A 20283-nucleotide genomic window follows, 5' to 3' on the forward strand; every position below is an offset into this window, starting at 1 on the left:
ATTCCCGCTGAGATGCTGTCCTGGCGCTGGCGTCCAGTTCCCGGCGAAAGCGCCATCCCTTCCAGCGTCGTTAGAATCCAGAAACGACTGGACCGTCTGACCAAGTATCTCCCTAGCTATAGTGAGGCAAAGCTGCTGAAAGCTGTTCCATCCGAGACGGTGTAAGTCGTACATGTAAAAACCCGTTTAATAGACAATCTATTCGCACTTCGAAAGGCTTAATTCGGAGAGGACATTATGCGCGAACCTCGTCTCAGGCCTTGATCGAATACCGGCCCTCTCGTTCCTTGAAGGCCCGCTTACCACCTTCCAAGAGCGTACAGACGGCCTGCCGTATTCCCGGCGATTCGTCGCTGTGCGCGTGTTCTAACGAGCCGCTGCGATAGGTGATCCTTGGGTAATGCTGGGTCGTCGGCCTTTCCGCTGTCGCCACGATGACCTGTTCTGCGTCGGTGGCCACGACGAGGTTCGGGTTATGGGTGACAAGGATGATCTGTCGCTTCTCCTTTGCTGCCCTGATGTACGGTACGAGCTGCGCGTAGATGGACGAGTTGTCCAGATTGCCTTCCGGCTGGTCGATGATCAGCGGACGCCGGTCGTCTTCGTCCATTAGGAGGTACAGCACGAGGAGCGCGATTCCGCGCGTGCCCGGGGACAGGTATTCGAGTTCCGTGCCTCCGTAAAGGATCTTGTAGCTGATGTCCACATGGTCGGTCGAGTACATCCAATCGAACAGGTCCAGCAGCTTGAGGCTCGGCGTCGCTTGCAGAGCTATGAACGAGTCGGGCGCGATCAGGTCGTGGAACTGGGTGAACGCTGCCGCGATTTTTGCGTTATCCCCGGTTTTCCAAGCTGGAGCCAGGGAATCGAGCGCGAATTTCTCCACGGCATCCTTGAGGATAGAGGCCGTGGACTTTCTTCCATCGTAGAAGCGCGATGCCTTTTCGAGCCATCCCTTGGTGTCCACGCGATAGCCGGCAGATAGTTCGAACTGCATTTTCGAGCCGAGAGAGCCTAGTTGGCTTTTCATCGGCGCATAGAGTTCCCTCAGTCCTTTTCCATCCTCCTCCAAGGCCTCGAAATAGCTCTCGTATAGTCCATTCCTCTCGACTTGCTTGGCGAGGAGCTGCTTCCTGGCTTTGCCTTCTAGCTCGGATATTTCCTTCGCTATGCGCACGATGGCCGCATCCTGGTCGGCTACTTGCTTCTGCAGGTCCAAAAGGCGCTTACGGTTCTGCTCATCCTTGGAAAGGGAGTCTTGCAGCCCCTTGATTCGCGCTGCTCTCGACGCGAGCGACACGCCATCCGGAAGAGCTCCTTCTGCCGGCCCCTTTAACGCGGTTATCTCCGCTTCCAGCGCTTCGGCCACGCCCGCAAGGCTGAGCTCTATGCTGTCGTTCCATACGGGATGGAGCCCGGCTTCAAGCATTAGGGCCAATTGCGGGATCCCCTTGGCGGACTCTGTCAACTCGTCGATCTGCTTCCCGGTGCGTTCCTTGATGAGTGCGTAAGCTTTCGCCATGTCATCAATCGCCCGTCTCTGCCGCGACTTCTCGGCTATAAGCTTCTCGACGGACAAGGCCTCGGCTTTTTCCTTTTCGAGCTTTTCGAGGATAGTCTGATCTGCAAGCGCCTCGACTTCCGGCAACTGCTTCTTAAGTTCTTCGACGCGCGTCTCGGCCTGTTCCTTAAGCGCGGCCTTGGCAGGTATCTGTGCGATCGACTGCATGATCCGCTCGATTTCCCGATGGGTCGCGGCAAGCTCTCCCCGGATCATATCCCGCTGGGATTGGGACGCGAATTCCCTCGACGCGCGCAATTCCGCGAAAGAGGAAAACCCTTCTTTGCTTCCTTCATCCAAATGTGCGAAGACGACTTCTTCTATCGCCTGCTGAAGCTCGTGGCCATCATGGTCGTTGCTGCAGAGCTGTTCGACAAAGTCCTGCGACAGGTAGCGCACAAGGGGGCGCTGCGCGCGGTAAGGACTTCCAGTTAGGGTCGCATTGGTCGGATCTCCCGCTTCCCATGCCAGGCACGTCTCGATGCCGTTGAGGTGCAATCGGCCTTTCGCGATAAAGGAAGACTGGGACTCCTTCGCGTTGTAGGCACCTGCCGCGAAAGCGATCAGGTCGGCGACTGCGGTCTTGCCGGACCCCTTCTCTCCGATTATGGCCACCAGCCCGGGATTAAGCTGGATGGCGGATTGGGCAAACCACGAGTTTTTCGAAGGAATGCGGAGTTCGGATATTACGCGGCTCCTGTCCGACTGCTCAGGTTTAGAGGCGCCGATCGCGACGCGCGCCTCCGGCTCCCACAATACTTGACGCAGCCCTTCGAAGGTCGGGTCGCCCTTAATCCAACAGTACCTGTTCTCGTCGGGCTTGAAAAGCGTGGTGACTGAATGCGCGTCTGAACCGTGAAGACATGGCTTGAGGGAGCCGTATTGGCGCACGATTTCGGCGACCGACACGCCGGATTTTTTCCCCACGTAATAGTCGCGGTCCTTCGGGTTTCCCGAAAATACGAAATGGGCCAATTTCAGCAACTCGTCCCTCGTTGCGGAAAAGCCGTCGGCGGGCAAGCCGCTAATTCCGTCTTTGCCATTGGCCACACCGATCAAGCAGTTGTCCCTGAGCCATTTCTCACTGGCGATCCATTCCGCAATGGCCTCGTACGACGGCTTGAATTGCTCGATGCCAAACTTGTAGGCTACTTCCTCGTCTTCCAGATCGGCCTGCTGCTTTCTCGCGAACTCGATGAGCTCGTCCCTGCAGCAGCCGTAAGTTTCCCCGTTGTACCTGACTCGAAGCTGCCGCATGGCCCGCTTGATCCTGTCCACATGGTCGGGGGCTGTGGGATCAACGAGGATATGAACGTTAAGGGCCTTGCTATCCTTCGTTGCCGGAAGGACGCGCAATTCGATATTCGGAATGAGCAGGGCAACGGACTCAAGACGCGGCTTGGTGGGATGAGCCTTCGATTCCAATGCTTTCTCGTAACCGTCTATAGACATGTAGTCCGTTATTCCTACCACCGCAATACCGTTTGCGAGAGCCGCCACTTCGAGCGCTGTCACGTACTCGTCCCACTCCATGCCGGGAAACGATGTTCCCAGCTTGCTTTCTGGAGTGTGGATGTGCAGATCCCACCGCCGCCATTCCGACCCTCGGGGGTAGCTTGATTCCTTAAAGTTTTCCATTCGACAGCGCTCTCGGGTAAGGATTGACTGTCGGTAATATTGCCCGTTCTTGCCCGTTTAGCAAGCGTTTTCTTTGAGGGCGAAAGTTACGCGGGTGGCTTAGCGGCTGTTTGACATTAAAATGAGTGCGGCATTCGCAAGGGAATGGAGGAAGGGGAAATTGAGAAGTTCAGTCCTGCCCGCAAACAAACATTCGAGCATGATAAAAGCCAATACAGGTATCCAACATGTACGTGGTCAAAGATTAAATCTACCTTCATCGCTAATAATGCGCTGATGCTCTTGCAGAAAGTCCGCATCAGCCTTAGGCAATTCCGGCAACGACAACCAACTCGGGCGAACAGGGCGTAGGGTGGTGGTGTCACCGCTGCGCGTAATTTCCAGCTCCTCGACACCGTCATAAGACATGTCAGCGGGAAAGCGAATTGCTTGATTCTTACCGTTCTTGATGATTGAGACAGTACGCATGACGTCACCCCGACAAATAAGTAGCATATCCACTATGACAGCCATTTGGCGCAGATACAAGACTTCTCTTTGCCTAAGCCTAAGCCAGCTTTGTGGTTGGTGCAGATGCTTCTAGGCTATCTATTGGAGACCAGGACAAGCGTGCTGTTCGGCCGGAGGCCAAATACGTTCCGCAGTTCAAAGGACTCAATTCGCGAAGGCGGCGATTGATGTTGATGGACCATGGTATCAGCTCAAATTCTCTCCTAGAGCTGCAAACATTGCAGGATCTACTAATTCCTTAAGCGGCACACCGATAGCTTCCGCCAACTGACCCATGTTGTCGATCGACACGTTACGAATTCCACGCTCGACCTCGCTAACGTATGTCCGACTAAGGTTTGAACGAAGCGCCAACTCCTCCTGCGAAACCTCCTTCAGACGGCGCGCACGCCTAAGGTTAGTGCCGAAGATCTGTCTAGGTGTCGGGCATGCTTGAGTCTTTTCCATAGCCTCAAGCATCAAACTCACCTTGACTATCGTCTACAAGGTATGAGGTACATTTTGCAAACTATAAGTGACATTAAGGTATTTATTGAGTATATTTCGTCATTTATAGTCGAAGAAAGCCATTCTCTAACCATGAGTACGACCGTAAATTGCCAAAGTTGCAGTAGTGCCGTCACGCCAAGGCTCTGGCACTACCGATCCCAAATTCCTTGTCGGCACATGAAGACTCAGCATATCTGCCCGATTTGTGGGACGTGTATGTATGAAAGTGGCGGGCAAATGCACTGGTCCGGGCATTTGATAATTCTCTCGATCTTGTTCTTTATAGGAATAAATCCGTCGAGTGCATATTGGTATGAACGATTTTTTGTAATACCGTTCTACCTGTATCTCGGATACGTATTTTTGAAAGCTGGAGCGCATGCCTTTCGGCAACTAAGACTACTGCTAAATAAGCTTCTTTAATGCGTGAGTGCACTCAGCATGCGGGCGGTTGTCGCCGCTCGATCCGTGTGTCAGGTCACGTCTAAGTTATTACATATTACCAATGAACGAGAAGTCAAAATGGCCGCTGCTGATTCTGGACGAGCCAACACCTACTATCTTTTTAGACTACGATGGTACGCTTCACCGTGGCCATGCGTTAGTTGATGAAGACGGCACAGTGTCGCTTGACTCCGAGAATACATTATTTGAATTTGCCCCTCTTTTGGTCAACCTTCTTAAACCGTACCCACAGGTAGAAATCGTACTTACGACATCTTGGCTTGACACATTTCCTCTTGAAAAAGTTATTTCATACCTTCCTGTATCACTGGCCAAACGCGTAGTCGGTGCAACCGATGACATAAAGGTGCCTTTCGGCTATTTACAGGACGGCTCTGCTCGTACCTACCGCATTCGCTCGTATGTATTCGCACATCGTTTGAAGAACTGGTTGGCTCTTGACGACTCTGTCTACGGGGCGTTCCACTTAAGCACGAGCGTATTAACATTGGAGCCGCATCTTGTTTTACTCGATGCACAGCAAGGCATCAATACAGCAGAAGCACGAAACCGGGTTAAGAGTTGGCTTGCCGAAGTGCACTCTTCTGGTAGTTGATCTCACAACCGCGCTTTAAATGGTTGATCAAAAGAGCAGTCAAGTAAAAGGCTGCTTTCGCTTGCGGTCGTTCCCACTTTACGAAATTCACGCTGCATCCATTTAGAAACTTGATTCTCATACCAATCAGGAGGCCAACGCAAATACGCCGTTTCTATATCTGGATATAAATTCGTGTGAAGGCGAATATCCCACGCCGCAAATCTGGAACCTATTATTTCAGACAACTTCGTAGCGTCGTCGAGAGAGAACCATCCCTGGAGGAAGCAGCGCTCGAAGAGCGCCTCCAACACAACATGGTTGTCAAGATCTGCATGATCTATTGCTTCTCTAAGACGTTCAGTGGTCCATTCAGGATTCGGGGAAACATAATCTTCGACCGAGTACAACGATTGGTGTCGCACATCCGCGCCGCAATTTCTGCAGATGCACAAGCTTTCCATAAAATATTTGGTTCGCGATAGGATTGTTGCGAAAGAAGCATTGAATCGTTTTCCGCATTGCTTGCAGCAAGGCGACAACACCAATTTGTGCTTGGGACAAACAGTGGTAAAGGACTGCCGCCAACTCTTACGTATATATGGTACGGAATCCTCGCGCCAGCACTCCCGACACGCACGAAAGGCCCCAGAAACCCTTAATCCAGGATCATGGTTCTGGATGGGATGAAAGCGCATTTCTCCGAAAAGCAAACTTCCGTCCTGGGATACAATTCCTGGGATGTCCCAGCTTACGTCATAAAAGGAACACTCTCGAAGATCCGCTGCTGAAATACCAGTTAGGCCTTCCAACGTACCAATGACGCCTGGCTTCTCAACGCTATCAATTATTCCCAACACTCTAAGAGTAGGAAGGTTCAGCACTTCTGTAGCGAAAGCCGCCGGGGTCAAGCCATTGGCTACGATTAATCGCACTAGCCAAGAGCTTATTGTTTCATCGACGAATGGTCTAGGCCTCACTGGAAGCGATGAGAATGGCTGGCCCCCCAGCGGATAGTTCTGTAAATATTCAATCCGTTTACGCTCGGATTTTATCAGCCAGCGATCAATCTTCGACAATTGAACAACCTTGATGACCACACTGGCCGCAAATCGATTTGCTTTCAATTAATGCAGCAGCTAATCCTTTGATTTCAAAATGAATTTTCAATATTTGTCGCACTAACTTTCGATTTTGTCGCAATAACTACCGAAATTTCGCATTAACTACGAGTTATTCACACCGGCAGCCAGCACGTTGTGCGCCTGCTCGTCCGCGTGGTAGGAGCTGCGGACCATGGCGCCGACGGCGGCGTGCTTGAAGCCCATTTTGTAGGCTTCGGCTTCGAACATCTTGAACACGTCCGGGTGCACGTAGCGGCGCACCGGCAGGTGGCTGTTCGACGGCGCCAGGTACTGGCCGATGGTCAGCATGTCGATGTTGTGCTCGCGCATGTCGCGCATCACCTGCAGGATCTCTTCGTCGGTCTCGCCCAGGCCGACCATGATGCCGGACTTGGTCTTCACCTCCGGATACAGCTCCTTGAATTCCTTCAGCAGCTGCAGCGAGTGCATGTAGTCCGAACCCGGACGCGCTTCCTTGTACAGGCGCGGCACGGTTTCCAGGTTGTGGTTCATCACGTCCGGCAGGCCATCCTTGAAGATGTCCAGCGCCTTTTGCAGGCGGCCGCGGAAGTCCGGCACCAGCACTTCGATCTGGGTCTTAGGCGACAGCGCGCGGGTGTTCTGGATGCACTCGACGAAGTGGCCGGCGCCGCCGTCACGCAAGTCGTCGCGGTCGACCGAGGTGATCACCACGTAGCTCAGGCGCAGCTCGGCGATGGTCTTCGACAGGTTGAACGGCTCTTCCTTGTCCAGCGGATCGGGACGGCCGTGGCCGACGTCGCAGAACGGGCAGCGGCGGGTGCACTTGTCGCCCATGATCATGAAGGTGGCCGTGCCCTTGCCGAAGCATTCGCCGATGTTCGGGCAGCTCGCTTCTTCGCACACCGTCACCAGCTTGTTCTCGCGCAGGATGTCCTTGATCTCGTAGAAGCGGGTCGAAGCCGACGCCGCCTTGACGCGTATCCAGTCCGGCTTCTTCAACCGCTCAACTTGCTCGATCGGCACGATCTTGATCGGGATGCGCGCGGTCTTGCTGGCGCCTTTTTGCTTTTCGCTCGGGTTGTAAGCCGGGGCAACGCTGGTAGTGGTTTCAGAAGTCATTTGGCTGCGTGCCCTCGCGGGCAAAGTTTGGTTATTCGTGTACTGCTGGTTCGGCAACATGCGCCAGGACGCGGATCAACTCCTCGGCCAGCTGCTGTTGCACGTCGGACAACTGGGCGGTCGCGCCGACGGTGCGCATGTCGACTGTTTCCAGTCCGGCATAGCCGCAGGGGTTAATCCAGGAAAACGGGGCCAGATCCATCGCCACATTCAGCGACAGCCCATGATAGGTACAACCGTTGCCGCGCACTTTCAGGCCGAGCGCGGCGATCTTGGCGCCTTGCTTGGGCCCGCCGGCCATGTAGATGCCGGGCGCCCCTTCAACGCGCTCACCGGCGAGATTATACGCCCCTAACACGTTGATGATCGCCTGCTCGATTTTATGGACGAATTGCCGGGCGTACAGCTTGCCGCCCGGCTTGTTGCGGCGCAGGTCCATCAGCATGTAGATCACCACCTGGCCGGGGCCGTGATAGGTGACTTCGCCGCCGCGGTCGGTCTGCACCACCGGGATGGCGGACGCGCCGGCCAGCAAGTGGCCACGGTCGGCGCCCAGGCCCAAGGTGAAGACGGGCGGGTGCTCGACGATCCACAGTTCGTCGCGGGTGTCCGGCGTGCGCGCGTCGGTGAAGGCGCGCATCGCGGCGAAGGTGCTGTCGTAGTCGGCGCGGCCCAGGTGGCGTATCAGCGCCGGCTCGCTAGGGGTAGGGAACGTCATGCCGACATTATAAATCAGCCCGCTAAACGGGGCCGAAACCCCCAAGCAGTCGGGGTCTGACCCTCCGGGTCAGACCCCAGGCTGGCGGGGTTAACCGGGCTGGTGGCGCGCCAGCCATTGCTGGATCGACGGCCGCTGCCATTGGCCGGCGGCGTAGTCCTTCAGCTTCTGCGGCACCTCGTCGCCGTTGAGGATCAGCCGGTTCAGCATCACAGCGAGGTCGACGTCGGCGATCGACCACTCGCCGAACAGGTTGGGGCCCTGCACCAGCCGGTCGGCGGCGTGCAGCAGCTTGTCGGCGGCGGCCTGGCCGGCCTCGCTCAGCGGCTGGCAAGCTTTACCAAAAAACACTGTTTCCGTATCCCGCTCGACGCGCAATTGCACCATGTCGCTGCGCAGCCAGGCCTGCACCTGCCGCGCCTGGGCGCGCTGGCGGCGGTCCTGCGGATACAGCGCGAGGTATTCCGGCGCCGGGAAGCTCTCCTCCAGGTATTCGGTAATCGCCGTCGATTCGGTCAGCACGAACGGCGATGGGCCGCCATCCTCCACCAAGGCCGGCACGCGGGCGGTCAGCGCGCGGTCGCGGTAGGCGCCCAGTTTTTGCTGGCCGGCCTCCAGATCCACGGTCTGCATGGCGAACGGCAGGCGTTTTTCGGTCAGCGCCACGAAGGCGGACAGGGCGTATGGGCTGGTGAAAAGGCTATCGACGTACAGCGTGAATGGCATGGCGGCTCCCCTTGGTGTAGATTTATTCACATGGTAAGCCTTGCCGTAGCGCCTGTATAACGTTATATTTTCGTGATTCTTGCTAATTTTATTCACATAGTTATCCACAGCATGCCGACCTGATGAGCGCCAGCCGACGCCTGCCCAATTTTTCCGCACTGCGCGCCTTCGAGGCGGCGGCCCGCCACGAGAACTTTTCCCGGGCGGCGGAAGAGTTGCATCTGACGCATGGCGCGATCAGCCATCAGGTGCGGGCTTTGGAGCAGGAGTTGGGCCGGGAACTGTTCGTGCGCAATGGCCGACAGGTGAAAATAACTAGCGATGCGCTGAAATTTGCCCAGTTTTTAGGCAAGTCCTTTGCCGACATCGCCGCTGCGGCGGACGCCATGCGGGCCGCCAGCGTCAACCGGCGGCTGACGATTTCATCGATTCCCTCGTTCGCGGCGCGCTGGCTGGCGCCCCGGCTGGGCCGGTTTATCGACCGCCATCCGGATATCGAGGTGGTGCTGCAATCGAGCGGACAGCTGCAGGACCTGGCGCGCGACGGCATCGATGTCGGCATCCGTTTCGGACGCGGTAACTATCCGGGGCTGGTGGTGCAGCGGCTGATGGGCGATGTGTATTATCCGGTAGTGAGTCCCTACTATCGTGGTGGACAGCGCCCGGCCACGCCGCAGGACTTGCGCCAGCACACGCTGCTGCGCTCGGTCGAGCCGTGGTCGCCGTGGCTGCACGCGGCCGGGGTCGATATGGCCGAGCCGTCCGGCGGCCTGATGTTCGAGGATTTGTCGATGCTGATACGTTGCGCCGCCGACGGCAACGGCGTGGCGCTGGTGCGCCATGTGGTGGCGATGCAGGAGATCGCCTCCGGGCAGCTGCTGCGGCTGTTCGATACCGCCACGCCGTGCCCGGACGAGTATTTCTTCGTGTCGCCGCCCGGTGCGGCCGGCAAGCCGCAGGTGCAGGCCTTCCGCGACTGGCTGCTGGAGGAGATTGCCGCCTTCCAGCGCCAGCAAGCGTGAGTTACATGACGATTTTGACCATCGGGTGAGCCGACAGTTCGGAATACAGCGCGTCCAGCTGCTCGCGGCTGATGGCGCGCACGATCACGGTCAGGCCGGTGTAGTTGCCCTTGGCCGAAGGCCGCACTTCCATCTTGCCTTCATGAAAATCCTTGTCGTGCTTTTGCACCACCAGCACGATGGTCGGGGCGAAATCGATATGAGTCGGGCCCATCACCTTGATCGGGAAGTCGCTCGGGTACTCGATGAGGGACTCTGACGGCGGGATCGCTTGCATATTCATTCCAATCAAAAAAGAAAACCGGCGGCGTCAACGCGACGCCACCGGCCTCTATTGTAGCCAATTCAGCGCAGGCTTATGCTTTGCCCAGCGCCAGCGTGGCCGTTTCCGCCGGCGCGGCCAGCTGGGCCGGCTGCTGGCCGGACAGGCGCTGCAAGCGCGCCAGCGCCGATTCGTTGGCGATGGCCGGCTGGCTGACCGACTTGCGGATCGCCTCCAGCTCGGCCGCCTGCTCGTACGGACGCTGGCCGATGTCGGTGACGATCTTCAGGCCGGCCGCCTCGTTGCTGATGGCCTGGGCGCGGCGGGTCAGCGCGTTCAGCGCGCTGGAGTTGCCGCGCATGCCGGACAGGCCGGCCAGCTGGGCCTGGCGCTCGGCGCGCAGGTTTTGCAGGTCTTGCTGGGCGCGGGCCGAGGCCAGCGCCTGCATCGCCTTCTTCGCCGCCGAATCGAAGTCGGCCAGCTGCTTGGACAGCGCATCGACGATGGTTTGCAATTCGTCCATGTACTGGCGGGCGTCGGCCTCCTCCTGCAATTCCTGCGGCATGCGCGCCTTGTTCGCCTCCAGCTCGTCGCAGAACAGGGTGATGGTCGCCTCCGAGATCTTGCCGGCGGCCAGGCGGTCGCCCAGCGTGCCGGCGGCCTGCTCGTCGGTGGCGATCAGCTGGCGCAGCTTGACCACGTCGTCCGCTTCTTTCTGGAAAGAGCTGCGGGCGGCGGCCAGTTTCTGCGCGGTCTGGCGCAGGCTGTCGGCCAGCCGGTCGCGGTCGGCCTCGGTGGCCGTTTCCGGATCAAAATTGGCGATCGCTTCGGAAACACGGTCGCCCAGCGCGCCAAAATGTTTGGAAATCAGGCGCGCGGTCAAACCCCAGCCATTCAAGTTGCTCATGTCAGTCTTCCTTTTCAAGTTGCGCATCATTGGATAACGATGCGTTGCTGCTCAACCGGGATGCCAATGACGAAGTCGACGTGGATCCCGCGTTTTGATGCATCGCCGTTCACGCTGTTGATGATTTCAGTCGTGATCAGCAGATATTCCTTGCCGCCGCCGCGCAATTCCCGCACATACGGCATGAAGTACATTTCCTGGCGCAGGCCGGTGCGGCCGCTGCTGTCGTCCAGCCGGGTCTCGGTGCCCGAGAACGGCTTGACGAACTCGGCATCCGGATCGCCGGCGTCGCGCCAGTAGTCGACACCGTCGCGGTCGCCGAACACCAGCGCCAGGTCGGCCTCGTCCAGCCCCACATCGCCCAGCTGTTCGCGCCACAGCGTGTAGCTGCGGTCGCCCAGGCCGGCGCCGGCCAGGCCCATGTAGGCTTCCTGGTCTTCCGCCGTTTCCGGGATCACCCGGGCCAGCTGGGTGCAGTACATCAGCTCGGCCACCTGGCCCTGGGCGTTCTGGTACACCTGCAAAAACCTCTCCTTCGTGTCGCGCTCGCCGGTGTCCAGGTAGTAGCGGTAGAGGCCGCCGCTCTGCTGCAAGCGGATTTGCGACACCGCCACGATGCACGGGTCGCCCTCGCCGGGCAGGGCGATCAGCGAACCGTCGCCGGCGGCGCGCAGCAGCGGCGACTGCTGCAACTGCATCACGCTGCCGATGCGCGCACCGAGCGGCAAATCGCGGTCCGTGCGCGGCGCCTCGGCCCCGCCCAGCCTGGCGGCGCCATTGCGCAGGTAGTTGTATGCATCCGACCAGCCCATCTCAATTCCTTTCAAATGAATAATTCGCGGCATTTCCATTCGCGCCGTTGCCGGCCCGCAGGCGGCGCAGCTTGCGCACCGTGTACACCACCGCCCAGGCCATCGCCCCCAACACGCCCAGCCAGACCATGCAGCGCGCCACGCTGGCCAGGAAGGATGGCGCCGGTGGGGCGGCCGGGACCGGAGCGCCCAGTCCCGGCATGCCGTTGATCATGCCGGCCTGCGCGTCGCCGCTGGTGGCCGGGCTGCCGCCGGTGGCTGCGGTCCCGGCTGCTGGCGCCGTCGTGGTCGGGTAGGACACCGGCTGATGGCTCTGGCTCATCGCCCGTCCCAGCATGAAGCCCAGCACGCCGTGCATCAGGCCGTTGCTAGGCTGCTGCACGATGACCGGCGCCTGCTGGTACACCGGCGGCGCTTGATACCCCGGCGCCTGGTAGGCCGGCGCCGGCTGCCGCCGCGCCGGCGTATCGTTCAGCGGCGGTGGCGGCGGCACGGCGGCGGCGTTGCGGCGCGCATCCAGCGTCCTCATCGCATTGGCCCGGGCCGCGCTCTGGTCGAGGTCGCGCGAGGCGGCCGAGGTATTGCGCGGCGTGGCCGAGGCCGGCGAGCCGGGCGCCTTGCCGAAAGCGCCGGGACCGCTCTGGCGGCCGGCCGGCGGCGCCGCCGGCTGGCTCCTGGCGTTGTTCTTTTGTGAAGAAAATCCACTTTTGTACGACGACGATGTGCCAGAATGCGAGGACGTGCGGGCGTCGGCGTAGACATTGCTTGCCAGCGCAAGGCACAAACTCAGTAACAGCGCAGAATAAAAAGACTTCATGATGTCGTTTCGCAAAGAAGTTGAATGAAAATCAGCATAGCGCCGCGCGTCGGCGACTGCATCGGTAATAAAAGGCTAGCTTCACCATGACACGCAAATACCTGGACATGAATCAACACGACGCGCTCTACAAAGTGGCGCGCGGCTACCCCGGCGGCATCGACGCGCTGGCCCAGGCGATGGGCATCTCGGTCAACGTCCTGCGCAACAAGCTGGCGCCGACCATCGCCTCGCACTACCCCTCGTTCGAGGAAGTCTCGGCGGTGGTCGATCTGTGCCACAAGGCCGGCGTGGCCGATGCCCACCTGCCGCTGCACGCGCTGCTGGTGCGGCACGGCATGGCGGCCTTCGTGGTGCCGACGCCCGAAAACATCGGCGACGACGACCTGTCGCAAACCGTGTGCAAGGTGATGAGCCAGGTGGGCGCGGTGGCGGAAGCGGTATCGACCGCGCTGCTGGACGGCAAAGTGACGGCGGCCGAGGCCGACCTGATCGAACGCGAGTTCCAGGGCGCACTGTCGGCGCTGGGCGAATGGCGGGCGCGGCTGCGCCTGAAAGCGGAGCAGGGCTGAAGCGCCTGCTCAAAAAAAAACCAGCCCGGAGGCTGGCTAAAACTATTCTCTGATCGGAAGTCCGGAAAATAGTTGGGGCAAAAAGGTTGGGGGCTCGACGGCCCTGAACACTGCTAATTGCGATTCTGGTTACGGTTGTTGTCGTTGCGGTCGCGGCTTTCTTCCTTGCGGCGCTCCTGCTGTTTGTCGTGGCCGCTTTCGCGGTTTTGTTGCGGCTGCGGCTGGGCCTGCGGCGCGACCACCGCGCGGGGTGGCTGCGGTTGCGGCTGGACCGGCTGCGGACGCGGCTGCTGTACCGGTTGTGGTTGCTGTACCGGTTGTGGTTGCTGTACCGGTTGCGGCTGCTGCGCCGGTTGCGGCTGCTGGACCTGGCGCCGATCCTCCGGCTGGCGATACCGGCGACCGTCGTCGCGCTCGCGGCTGTCGCGCTCGTAACGCTCGCGGTCAGCGCGGTCGCGGCCGGCCGGGTACGGCGTCGGCACGGTCGGAGCCGCCACCGGCGCCGCCGTGATCGGCGGGTTCGCCTGCTGGATATTCGGCGTCGCCGTGATCACCGGATTGGCCTGCAGGATATGCGGCGCCGGCATCACCGGCTGGTTCGGCGCCTGACCCGGACGGCCGTGCGGACGCAACTCGATGCGCATATCGCCTGGCTGGATGGTCTGCGGCGGCGCGTCGGGACGGCCAAACTGGCCCGGCGCCAGCGTGGAGGTCGTGGTCTGCGGACGGCCAGGCTGCTGCGGCGGCGTCACCGGCTGCGGCACCGACGGCGCGGTCAGCACCCGGCCCGGGCGGTCGGAACGGTCCGGGCGGCCGTCATGGTCGCGGTCTTGCCAGCCCCGGCGGTTGGTGTCCAGCGCGCGCGCGACGGCCGGCTGCGGCGGCGCCACCGTGGTGGCGGTCGCCGCCAGGCCGGGAGCCGGTATCACTTGCGGGCCACGCGGCACTTGCACGCTGCGGTGGCGGCCTTCGAACTGGTCGCGCGGCAGCACCGTCAAGCCGTCGCGACGATGGTCAAACTGGCCCGGCGGCAGCGCGCGCGGCTCGAACGGCTTGCCGTTGTGGGTCCAGCCCAGGCGCCGCTCATGCTCGGACGACACCCGGTAACTCGGCACATAACGCTCGCGCGGCGACAGCGGAAACCAGCCCAGCCCCGGCCGGCGATCGCGCGAGAAGTGGTCGCCGCCGACCCAGCCCACCAGCGCCGGCGCCCACACCGGACGCCCGGCAGGCCGCCCCGGCGCCCAGCACCAGCGGCGATTGACCACCACCCAGCGGCCATAGTGCGAAGGCGCATAGCCCCACGGCGCGTTGTCGACCCAGGTCCAGCCCCACGGCGCCAGCCAGATCCAGCGGCCGTCGCGATAGGGCGCCCAGTCGGAAGCGACATTGCGCGGCGTCCACAGCGCGCCGTACTCGACGTTGTCGGTCCAGCTGCCGTTGCGGTCCAGTTCTTCATAGCCGGTGATGCCGCTGGAAACAAAGCGCGTGCTCACCACCACCTCGGCGGCGCGGTCGCGTTCGTCGGACCAGATATCGAAACCGTCGCGCCGGGCCACGCTGGTGTTGACATCGGCGCTGCCGACATCGACATGGCGGCCGGGGCCGACCGTCAGCGACGAGCCCGCGCCATCGACCCGCGCGCTGCCGGCCAGCACGCTGACCTGGCTGGTGTCGGCCACGCGCTCGACATCCACCCGCAGCAGGCCCGGCTCCAGCAAGGTGATGCGGGCCTGGGGCGTGTTCAGTTCGAAGTCGCGCAGCAGCTCGGGGCTGCGCACGCGGATGCTGATGCTGCCGTAATTCAGGCGCAAGCGCAGCAGGTCGTCGTCCAGGTCGCTGATTTCCAGGTCGGAATCGCCATCGAGCCGCACCGCCGTCGAACCGACGCGGAATTCGGTGCGGGCGCCGCTGGCCGTGGTCAGGTGGCTGGCGCCGGTGACGGGCCAGTTCAGCGAGGCGGACACCGGCTCGTCGTCGCCGACCAGCGTGACCTGGCCGTGCACCGCCGAAATGCGGCCCACCGTGGCGGGCGGGTCGGCCAGCGCATAGGCGCTGGCGCCGACCAGCGCGGCCAACATGATGAAATGAATAAGCTTGCGGCCCATGACGACGTCTCCTTGTTGTATTCCAATTTAACGCCGTGGCGGCGGATACGCCTACCGGGGTAACGCCCTGTTACAAATCAGCTATCTTTTCAGGCGCTGGCGCCGCCCCGCTTGACGAAGAACAGCGCCGCGCCGACCGCCATCAGCAGGCCGCCGAACACCCGGTTCTGCTTCTTGACGGCGCCGGCGTCGCGGAAATAGCGCTGCATCGACGACGCCAGGAAGGCGTAGCTGTGCATCACCACCAGGTCGATGCAGCACATCGTGGCGGCCAGGATCAGCAGCTGCGGCAGCAGCGGCGAGCCCTGGGTAATGAACTGCGGCAGCACCGCCACCATGAAGATGATGCCCTTGGGGTTGGTGGCATTGGTCAGGAAACCGGTCAGGAAGCGTTTGCGGGCGGTCGGCACCACCAGCTCCGCCCGGTCCTGGCTGGCGCCGACGCTGACCTTGGCGCGCCACTGGCTCAGGCCGAGATAAATCAGGTACAGCGCGCCCACCGTCTTGACGATGTTGAACGCCACCTCCGACGCCAGCAGCAGCGAGCCGACGCCCGCGCCGGCGATGCAGAAAATCAGCATCAGGCCGGTCTGCAGGCCGAAGATGGTGGCGCTGGTGCGGCGCACGCCGTACGACAGTCCGTGCGACATCGACAGCACCGCGCCCGATCCGGGCGAGACGGCGATGATGCAGGCGGCGATGAAAAAGGTGATCCAGGTGGCGAAGCTCATAGTTATCCCGTGCGGTCAGCCGCAGCACCGTGCTGCGGGGCAAAGTACATTGTAGCGGTGCTGGCGGCTCGCCGCCCGGCGCGTCATCGGTTAATATTGCTTATCAACCAAGGATACCCCATGACCCAGCCACATTTCCCCTCGGAGCAACACTGATGGCCGGCACCAGCCTGCTGGCGCTGATCGATGACATCGCCACCATCCTCGACGACGTCGCCCTGATGAGCAAGATGGCGGCCAAGAAAACCGCCGGCGTGCTGGGCGACGACCTGGCCCTGAACGCCCAGCAAGTGGCCGGCGTGCGCGCCGAGCGCGAACTGCCGGTGGTGTGGGCGGTGGCGCTCGGCTCGCTGAAGAACAAAGCCATCCTGGTGCCGGCGGCGCTGGCGATCAGCGCCTTCGCGCCGTGGGCCATCACGCCGCTGCTGATGGCGGGCGGCCTCTACCTGTGCTTCGAAGGCTTCGAGAAAATCACCCACACGCTGCTGCACCGCGAGGAAGCCGACCAGCACCTGGGCGAGCTGGCCGACGCCGTCAGCGATCCCGACGTCGACCTGGTGGCGCTGGAAAAGGACAAGATCAAGGGCGCCATCCGCACCGACTTCATCCTGTCGGCCGAGATCATCGTCATCGCCCTGGGCACGGTGGCCGGCGCGCCCTTCCTGCAACAGGTGACGGTGGTGGTCGGCATCGCGCTGGTGATGACGGTGGGCGTGTACGGCATCGTGGCCGGCATCGTCAAGATGGACGACGCCGGGCTCTACCTGAGCCAGCGCGGCGGCAGCGCCGTGCGCGCGCTGGGCCGGGTGCTGCTGGCGGCCGCGCCCAAGCTGATGAAGCTGCTGTCCGTGGTCGGCACGGCCGCCATGTTCATGGTCGGCGGCGGCATCCTGATGCACGGCCTGCCGGGCACGCACGAGCTGGTCCACCACGCGGTCGAAGCGGTCGCCACGGTGCCGGTGCTGGGCCCGCTGCTGGCCTGGGCCACGCCGGCCGCGCTGGACGCGGTGGCCGGCGTCGTCGCCGGCGCGCTGGCGCTGGCGGCGGTCATGCTGGGCGGAAAACTATGGAGCCTGCTTAAAAAATAGACGCGGCTGGCTGGCGCCCGCGCAAAATTCCGGGAACTTCCGCCCCGCCTTACGCTCCAATGGCGAAGGAGGCAGGATATGGAGCACATGCAGCGACACTTGCGCATGGCGCTGGACGCCGCGCGCATGACAATCTGGGATTCCGAGCTCAACGATGGCCGCGTCATCGACAGCACGGTCAAATGGTTTGGCGCGGGCGCCACCTTGCTGGGCCTGCCGTACGGCGACCTCAAGCAGCCGTTTGCCATCTTTCTCCAGTTCGTCGTCACCGAAGACCGCGACCAGCTGCTCGACACCATGCAGACCGCGGTCGACAACCACGACAGCTACGAAGTCGAGTACCGCGTGGTCTGGCCCGACCACAGCCGCCACTGGCTGGCCGCCAAGGCCCATGTGTTTTGCGACGGCGACGACGGCCGGCCGCTCGGCACGCTGGGCGTGGTCTGGGACATCACCGAACGCAAGATCAGCGAGCAGACCACCGCGCGCCAGCGCGAGCTGGCCGCCGTCACGCTGCGCTCGATCGGCGAGGGCGTGATCACCACCAACGCCCACGGCGAAACCGACTACCTGAACTACATCGCCGAGCAGCTGACCGGCTGGACCCACGAGGAAGCGCACGGGCTGCACATCGCCTCCACGCTCAAGCTGGTCGACGACGCCGGCGCCCCCATCCCGGAGCACGTGGCGCTGCAGTGCCTGCGGCTGCGGCAGGCGATCGGCATGTCGTCGCAAAACCAGCTGGTCACGCGCGACGGCCGCCATGTGGCGGTCGAGGAATCGGCCGCGCCGATCTGGTCCGACGATGGCGAGCTGCTGGGCGCGGTGGTGGTGTTCCGCGACGTCAGCCACGAACGCAAGCTCACCAAGCAACTGTCGTGGAACGCCACCCACGACACGCTCACCGGCCTGATCAACCGGCGCGAATTCGAAGTGCAGATCGCCGCCGCGCTGCACAGCGCCAAGCAGGACGGCCACGTGCACGCGCTGCTGTACATGGACCTGGACCAGTTCAAGATCGTCAACGACACCTGCGGCCACAGCGCCGGCGACCTGCTGCTGCAGCTGCTGTCCAAGATGCTGCAAACGCAGATGCGCGACAGCGACATCCTGGCCCGCCTCGGCGGCGACGAGCTCGGCGTGCTGCTGCCGCACTGCCCGCCGGACCAGGCGCTGCTGATCGCCGACGAGCTGCGCCAGTCGATCAAGAACTTCCGCTTCGTGTGGGACGACCACACCTTCGAGCTGGGCGTGAGCATCGGCCTGGTCGAGATCAACCACCACAGCAAATCGATGACCGAGCTGCTGATCGCCGCCGACCAGGCCTGCTACCTGGCCAAGGAGCGCGGCCGCAACCGCGTGCACCTGTACCAGGAATCGGACCTGCGGCTGGCGCGGCGCCAGGGCGAGATGCAATGGGTGTCGCGCCTGAACGAAGCCTTCGAGCACCAGTACTTCCGGCTGTACGCCCAGCCCATCGTGCGCCTCGACCGGCACGACGAGGAGGCGCACGACGAGGTGCTGATCCGCATCCAGCCGGCCAAGGGCGACCTGATCCTGCCCGGCGCCTTCATCCCCGCCGCCGAGCGCTACGACATGATGACGGCGATCGACCGCTGGGTGATACGCGCCGTCTGCCGCCACCTGCACAGCCTGGGCCCGCAGGCGGGCGAGGCAGCCGGCCGGCCGCCGGCGCAGTACTCGGTCAACCTGTCCGGCACCTCGCTGGGCGACGAGGGCCTGCACGACTACATCGTCGAGCAGTTCGCCGAGCACGGCATCGCGCCGGCGCAGATCTGCTTTGAAATCACCGAGACCGCGGTGATCGCCAACCTGGTCAGGGCGCAGGACTTCATGGCCGGGTTGAAGGCGCTGGGCTGCAGCTTCTCGCTGGACGATTTCGGCAGCGGCCTGTCGTCGTTCGCCTACCTGCGGGCGCTGCCGGTGGACTACCTCAAGATCGACGGCGTGTTCATCCGCGACATCGCCACCAACGCCATCAACCGCGCCATGATCAAGGCCATCAACGAGGTCGGCCACGTGATGGGCCTCAGCACCGTGGCCGAATACGTCGAGGACGAACCGACGCTGGCCGTGGTGCGCGAGCTCGGCCTGGACTACGCCCAGGGCTACGCGGTCGGCACGCTGCGGCCGCTCAGCGCCAGCGCCGGCGCTTAGTCCACGGCCAGCTCAACCAGCTCGGCCTGCAAGGGCGTGCCCAGCGCGCGCAGCGCCGTGTTGAAGTCGTCCAGACTCAGCGCGGCGCTGGCGGTGGCCACGCAGCGCGTGCGGCCGCCGCCGGCCGAGGTGTGCTGCGCCAGCTGCCGCAGCACGTCGTCGGCCGGGTCGAGGAACTGCACGTCCGGCGCCGCCGCCTCGAAGAAGGGCTTGAGCCACGGCAGGTGGGTGGACGACATCGTCATCACATCGAGCTGCGGATGGGCGGCGCGCAGCTCGGCGATGAAGCCGCTGACGGCGGCCTGGGTTGCCTGCGGCCTGTGGACAAAGGCGAAGTTTTCCACAAGGTCCACCAGCGCCGAGGCATTCACCAGCACCACCTCGCCACTGCCGCGATGGGCGTCGGCATAGGCCTGCATGGCCGCGCTGCCCACCATCGAGCGCACGCCCAGCACCGCCACCTTACCGCTGGCCGAATGCCGCACCGCCTCGGCCACCGGCGGGAAGATGCCGATCACCGGCACCGCAGCCGCCGCGCGCAGCGGCTCCAGCACCACCACGCTGGGCGCGTTCGACGCCAGCACCACCGCCACGCATCCCTGCGCCTGCAAGTAGGCGGTAGCACGTTGCACCGACGCCAGCAACTGCTGCGGCGTCTTGGCGCCGTAGGGGAAACTGGCGCGGTCGGCGAAATACACGATGTCCTGCGCCGGGAAGGCCGCGCGCACGCGCTCGACGATGGCATAGCTGCCGATGCCGGCGTCGAAGATGCCGACCGGTCGTTGAAGTTCCATGGTTTTCCTCAGCCATCCCCAATCCGGGGAATTTTGATCTACATCAATAAAATTGCGGGTCGGACTCCGTAAACTGGACACATCAA

19 protein-coding genes are annotated in these 20283 nt (G+C 62.2%); 5 read left to right on the plus strand and 14 right to left on the minus strand.

All coding sequences use genetic code 11. The features are described from left to right. Positions 1-253: 253 nt before the first annotated feature. The 3 genes from DUGA2_RS06175 to DUGA2_RS32500 form a co-directional block, all read right to left on the minus strand. Positions 254-3199: a TrlF family AAA-like ATPase gene (locus DUGA2_RS06175; protein ID WP_210402536.1), complete on the minus strand. Its 2946-nt coding sequence runs from the start codon at positions 3197-3199 to the stop codon at positions 254-256. 237 nt (positions 3200-3436) lie between these two features. After that, a complete protein-coding gene (vapB, locus tag DUGA2_RS06180) occupies positions 3437-3727 on the minus strand; it encodes a type II toxin-antitoxin system VapB family antitoxin (protein WP_373994822.1) in 291 nt (96 codons plus the stop codon). 168 nt (positions 3728-3895) lie between these two features. Further along, positions 3896-4168, minus strand: a complete 273-nt coding sequence (locus DUGA2_RS32500) for a helix-turn-helix domain-containing protein (protein WP_307169664.1) — start codon at positions 4166-4168, stop codon at positions 3896-3898. 535 nt (positions 4169-4703) lie between these two features. On the opposite strand from DUGA2_RS32500, the gene DUGA2_RS32505 reads away from it, so the two are divergent. After that, on the plus strand, positions 4704-5258 hold the full coding sequence (locus DUGA2_RS32505) for an HAD domain-containing protein (RefSeq protein ID WP_071658868.1): 555 nt from the start codon (positions 4704-4706) through the stop codon (positions 5256-5258). A 2-nt stretch (positions 5259-5260) separates the two neighbouring features. Here DUGA2_RS32505 and DUGA2_RS32510 read toward each other — a convergent pair whose 3' ends face one another. From DUGA2_RS32510 to yfcF, 4 genes are all read right to left on the minus strand, one after another. Then, positions 5261-6364 carry a TniQ family protein gene (locus DUGA2_RS32510; RefSeq protein ID WP_083296231.1) on the minus strand — a complete coding sequence of 368 codons (1104 nt, stop codon included), beginning with the start codon at positions 6362-6364 and terminating at the stop codon, positions 5261-5263. A gap of 99 nt (positions 6365-6463) precedes the next feature. Further along, positions 6464-7462: a lipoyl synthase gene (gene lipA / locus DUGA2_RS06185; RefSeq protein ID WP_070267973.1), complete on the minus strand. Its 999-nt coding sequence runs from the start codon at positions 7460-7462 to the stop codon at positions 6464-6466. A gap of 31 nt (positions 7463-7493) precedes the next feature. Beyond that, positions 7494-8180 (minus strand): lipoyl(octanoyl) transferase LipB, encoded by a 687-nt coding sequence (gene lipB, locus DUGA2_RS06190; protein WP_070267974.1) that lies wholly within the window; start codon positions 8178-8180, stop codon positions 7494-7496. 90 nt (positions 8181-8270) lie between these two features. Then, positions 8271-8906, minus strand: coding sequence for a glutathione transferase (gene yfcF / locus DUGA2_RS06195; protein ID WP_070267976.1), 636 nt, complete (start codon positions 8904-8906; stop codon positions 8271-8273). 122 nt (positions 8907-9028) lie between these two features. Here yfcF and gcvA point away from each other — a divergent pair, with 122 nt between their 5' ends. After that, positions 9029-9928: a transcriptional regulator GcvA gene (gene gcvA / locus DUGA2_RS06200; protein ID WP_070267977.1), complete on the plus strand. Its 900-nt coding sequence runs from the start codon at positions 9029-9031 to the stop codon at positions 9926-9928. Between the two features lies 1 nt (position 9929). Here the strand turns inward: gcvA and DUGA2_RS06205 are convergent, their stop codons facing one another. The 4 genes from DUGA2_RS06205 to DUGA2_RS06220 all read right to left on the minus strand — a co-directional run bounded on the left by DUGA2_RS06205 (position 9930) and on the right by DUGA2_RS06220 (position 12726). Continuing rightward, a complete protein-coding gene (locus tag DUGA2_RS06205) occupies positions 9930-10205 on the minus strand; it encodes a DUF493 family protein (protein ID WP_070268351.1) in 276 nt (91 codons plus the stop codon). Between the two features lie 79 nt (positions 10206-10284). Further along, positions 10285-11097 (minus strand): hypothetical protein, encoded by an 813-nt coding sequence (locus tag DUGA2_RS06210; protein ID WP_070267979.1) that lies wholly within the window; start codon positions 11095-11097, stop codon positions 10285-10287. Between the two features lie 26 nt (positions 11098-11123). Further along, on the minus strand, positions 11124-11909 hold the full coding sequence (locus DUGA2_RS06215) for a DUF2491 family protein (protein ID WP_070267981.1): 786 nt from the start codon (positions 11907-11909) through the stop codon (positions 11124-11126). Position 11910: 1 nt separating this feature from the next. Continuing rightward, positions 11911-12726 (minus strand): hypothetical protein, encoded by an 816-nt coding sequence (locus tag DUGA2_RS06220; protein WP_070267983.1) that lies wholly within the window; start codon positions 12724-12726, stop codon positions 11911-11913. Positions 12727-12812: 86 nt separating this feature from the next. Between DUGA2_RS06220 and DUGA2_RS06225 the strand changes: the two genes are divergently transcribed. Next, entirely contained in the window at positions 12813-13298 is a 486-nt protein-coding gene (locus tag DUGA2_RS06225) for a phage regulatory CII family protein (RefSeq protein WP_070267984.1), read from the plus strand. A gap of 113 nt (positions 13299-13411) precedes the next feature. Here the strand turns inward: DUGA2_RS06225 and DUGA2_RS06230 are convergent, their stop codons facing one another. Then, positions 13412-15406: a DUF6600 domain-containing protein gene (locus DUGA2_RS06230; RefSeq protein ID WP_070267986.1), complete on the minus strand. Its 1995-nt coding sequence runs from the start codon at positions 15404-15406 to the stop codon at positions 13412-13414. Positions 15407-15495: 89 nt separating this feature from the next. Beyond that, positions 15496-16137: a LysE family transporter gene (locus DUGA2_RS06235; protein WP_070267988.1), complete on the minus strand. Its 642-nt coding sequence runs from the start codon at positions 16135-16137 to the stop codon at positions 15496-15498. A 155-nt stretch (positions 16138-16292) separates the two neighbouring features. Between DUGA2_RS06235 and DUGA2_RS06240 the strand changes: the two genes are divergently transcribed. Together DUGA2_RS06240 and DUGA2_RS06245 are read left to right on the plus strand one after the other, a co-directional pair. After that, positions 16293-17225: a DUF808 domain-containing protein gene (locus tag DUGA2_RS06240; protein ID WP_070267990.1), complete on the plus strand. Its 933-nt coding sequence runs from the start codon at positions 16293-16295 to the stop codon at positions 17223-17225. Positions 17226-17312: 87 nt separating this feature from the next. Beyond that, complete coding sequence (locus DUGA2_RS06245) at positions 17313-19403, plus strand: EAL domain-containing protein (RefSeq protein ID WP_229214606.1); 2091 nt, start codon at positions 17313-17315, stop codon at positions 19401-19403. Here DUGA2_RS06245 and DUGA2_RS06250 read toward each other — a convergent pair. Beyond that, positions 19400-20197: a glutamate racemase gene (locus DUGA2_RS06250; RefSeq protein ID WP_070267993.1), complete on the minus strand. Its 798-nt coding sequence runs from the start codon at positions 20195-20197 to the stop codon at positions 19400-19402. The two genes, DUGA2_RS06245 and DUGA2_RS06250, sit on opposite strands and share 4 nt — an antisense overlap. Positions 20198-20283 lie beyond the last annotated feature (86 nt).

The sequence above is a fragment of the Duganella sp. HH101 genome, from assembly GCF_001758795.1.
Lineage (GTDB): Bacteria > Pseudomonadota > Gammaproteobacteria > Burkholderiales > Burkholderiaceae_D > Rugamonas > Rugamonas rivuli.

Excerpts from the sequence above, each read along its gene's own strand:
- DUGA2_RS06175 (WP_210402536.1), bottom strand. The coding sequence starts at position 3,199 with ATGGAAAACTTTAAGGAATCAAGCTACCCCCGAGGGTCGGAATGGCGG.
- DUGA2_RS32500 (WP_307169664.1), bottom strand. The coding sequence starts at position 4,168 with ATGCTTGAGGCTATGGAAAAGACTCAAGCATGCCCGACACCTAGACAG.
- DUGA2_RS32505 (WP_071658868.1), top strand. The coding sequence starts at position 4,704 with ATGAACGAGAAGTCAAAATGGCCGCTGCTGATTCTGGACGAGCCAACA.
- lipA (WP_070267973.1), bottom strand. The coding sequence starts at position 7,462 with ATGACTTCTGAAACCACTACCAGCGTTGCCCCGGCTTACAACCCGAGC.
- lipB (WP_070267974.1), bottom strand. The coding sequence starts at position 8,180 with ATGACGTTCCCTACCCCTAGCGAGCCGGCGCTGATACGCCACCTGGGC.
- yfcF (WP_070267976.1), bottom strand. The coding sequence starts at position 8,906 with ATGCCATTCACGCTGTACGTCGATAGCCTTTTCACCAGCCCATACGCC.
- gcvA (WP_070267977.1), top strand. The coding sequence starts at position 9,029 with ATGAGCGCCAGCCGACGCCTGCCCAATTTTTCCGCACTGCGCGCCTTC.
- DUGA2_RS06205 (WP_070268351.1), bottom strand. The coding sequence starts at position 10,205 with ATGCAAGCGATCCCGCCGTCAGAGTCCCTCATCGAGTACCCGAGCGAC.
- DUGA2_RS06210 (WP_070267979.1), bottom strand. The coding sequence starts at position 11,097 with ATGAGCAACTTGAATGGCTGGGGTTTGACCGCGCGCCTGATTTCCAAA.
- DUGA2_RS06215 (WP_070267981.1), bottom strand. The coding sequence starts at position 11,909 with ATGGGCTGGTCGGATGCATACAACTACCTGCGCAATGGCGCCGCCAGG.
- DUGA2_RS06220 (WP_070267983.1), bottom strand. The coding sequence starts at position 12,726 with ATGAAGTCTTTTTATTCTGCGCTGTTACTGAGTTTGTGCCTTGCGCTG.
- DUGA2_RS06225 (WP_070267984.1), top strand. The coding sequence starts at position 12,813 with ATGACACGCAAATACCTGGACATGAATCAACACGACGCGCTCTACAAA.
- DUGA2_RS06230 (WP_070267986.1), bottom strand. The coding sequence starts at position 15,406 with ATGGGCCGCAAGCTTATTCATTTCATCATGTTGGCCGCGCTGGTCGGC.
- DUGA2_RS06235 (WP_070267988.1), bottom strand. The coding sequence starts at position 16,137 with ATGAGCTTCGCCACCTGGATCACCTTTTTCATCGCCGCCTGCATCATC.
- DUGA2_RS06240 (WP_070267990.1), top strand. The coding sequence starts at position 16,293 with ATGGCCGGCACCAGCCTGCTGGCGCTGATCGATGACATCGCCACCATC.
- DUGA2_RS06245 (WP_229214606.1), top strand. The coding sequence starts at position 17,313 with ATGCAGCGACACTTGCGCATGGCGCTGGACGCCGCGCGCATGACAATC.
- DUGA2_RS06250 (WP_070267993.1), bottom strand. The coding sequence starts at position 20,197 with ATGGAACTTCAACGACCGGTCGGCATCTTCGACGCCGGCATCGGCAGC.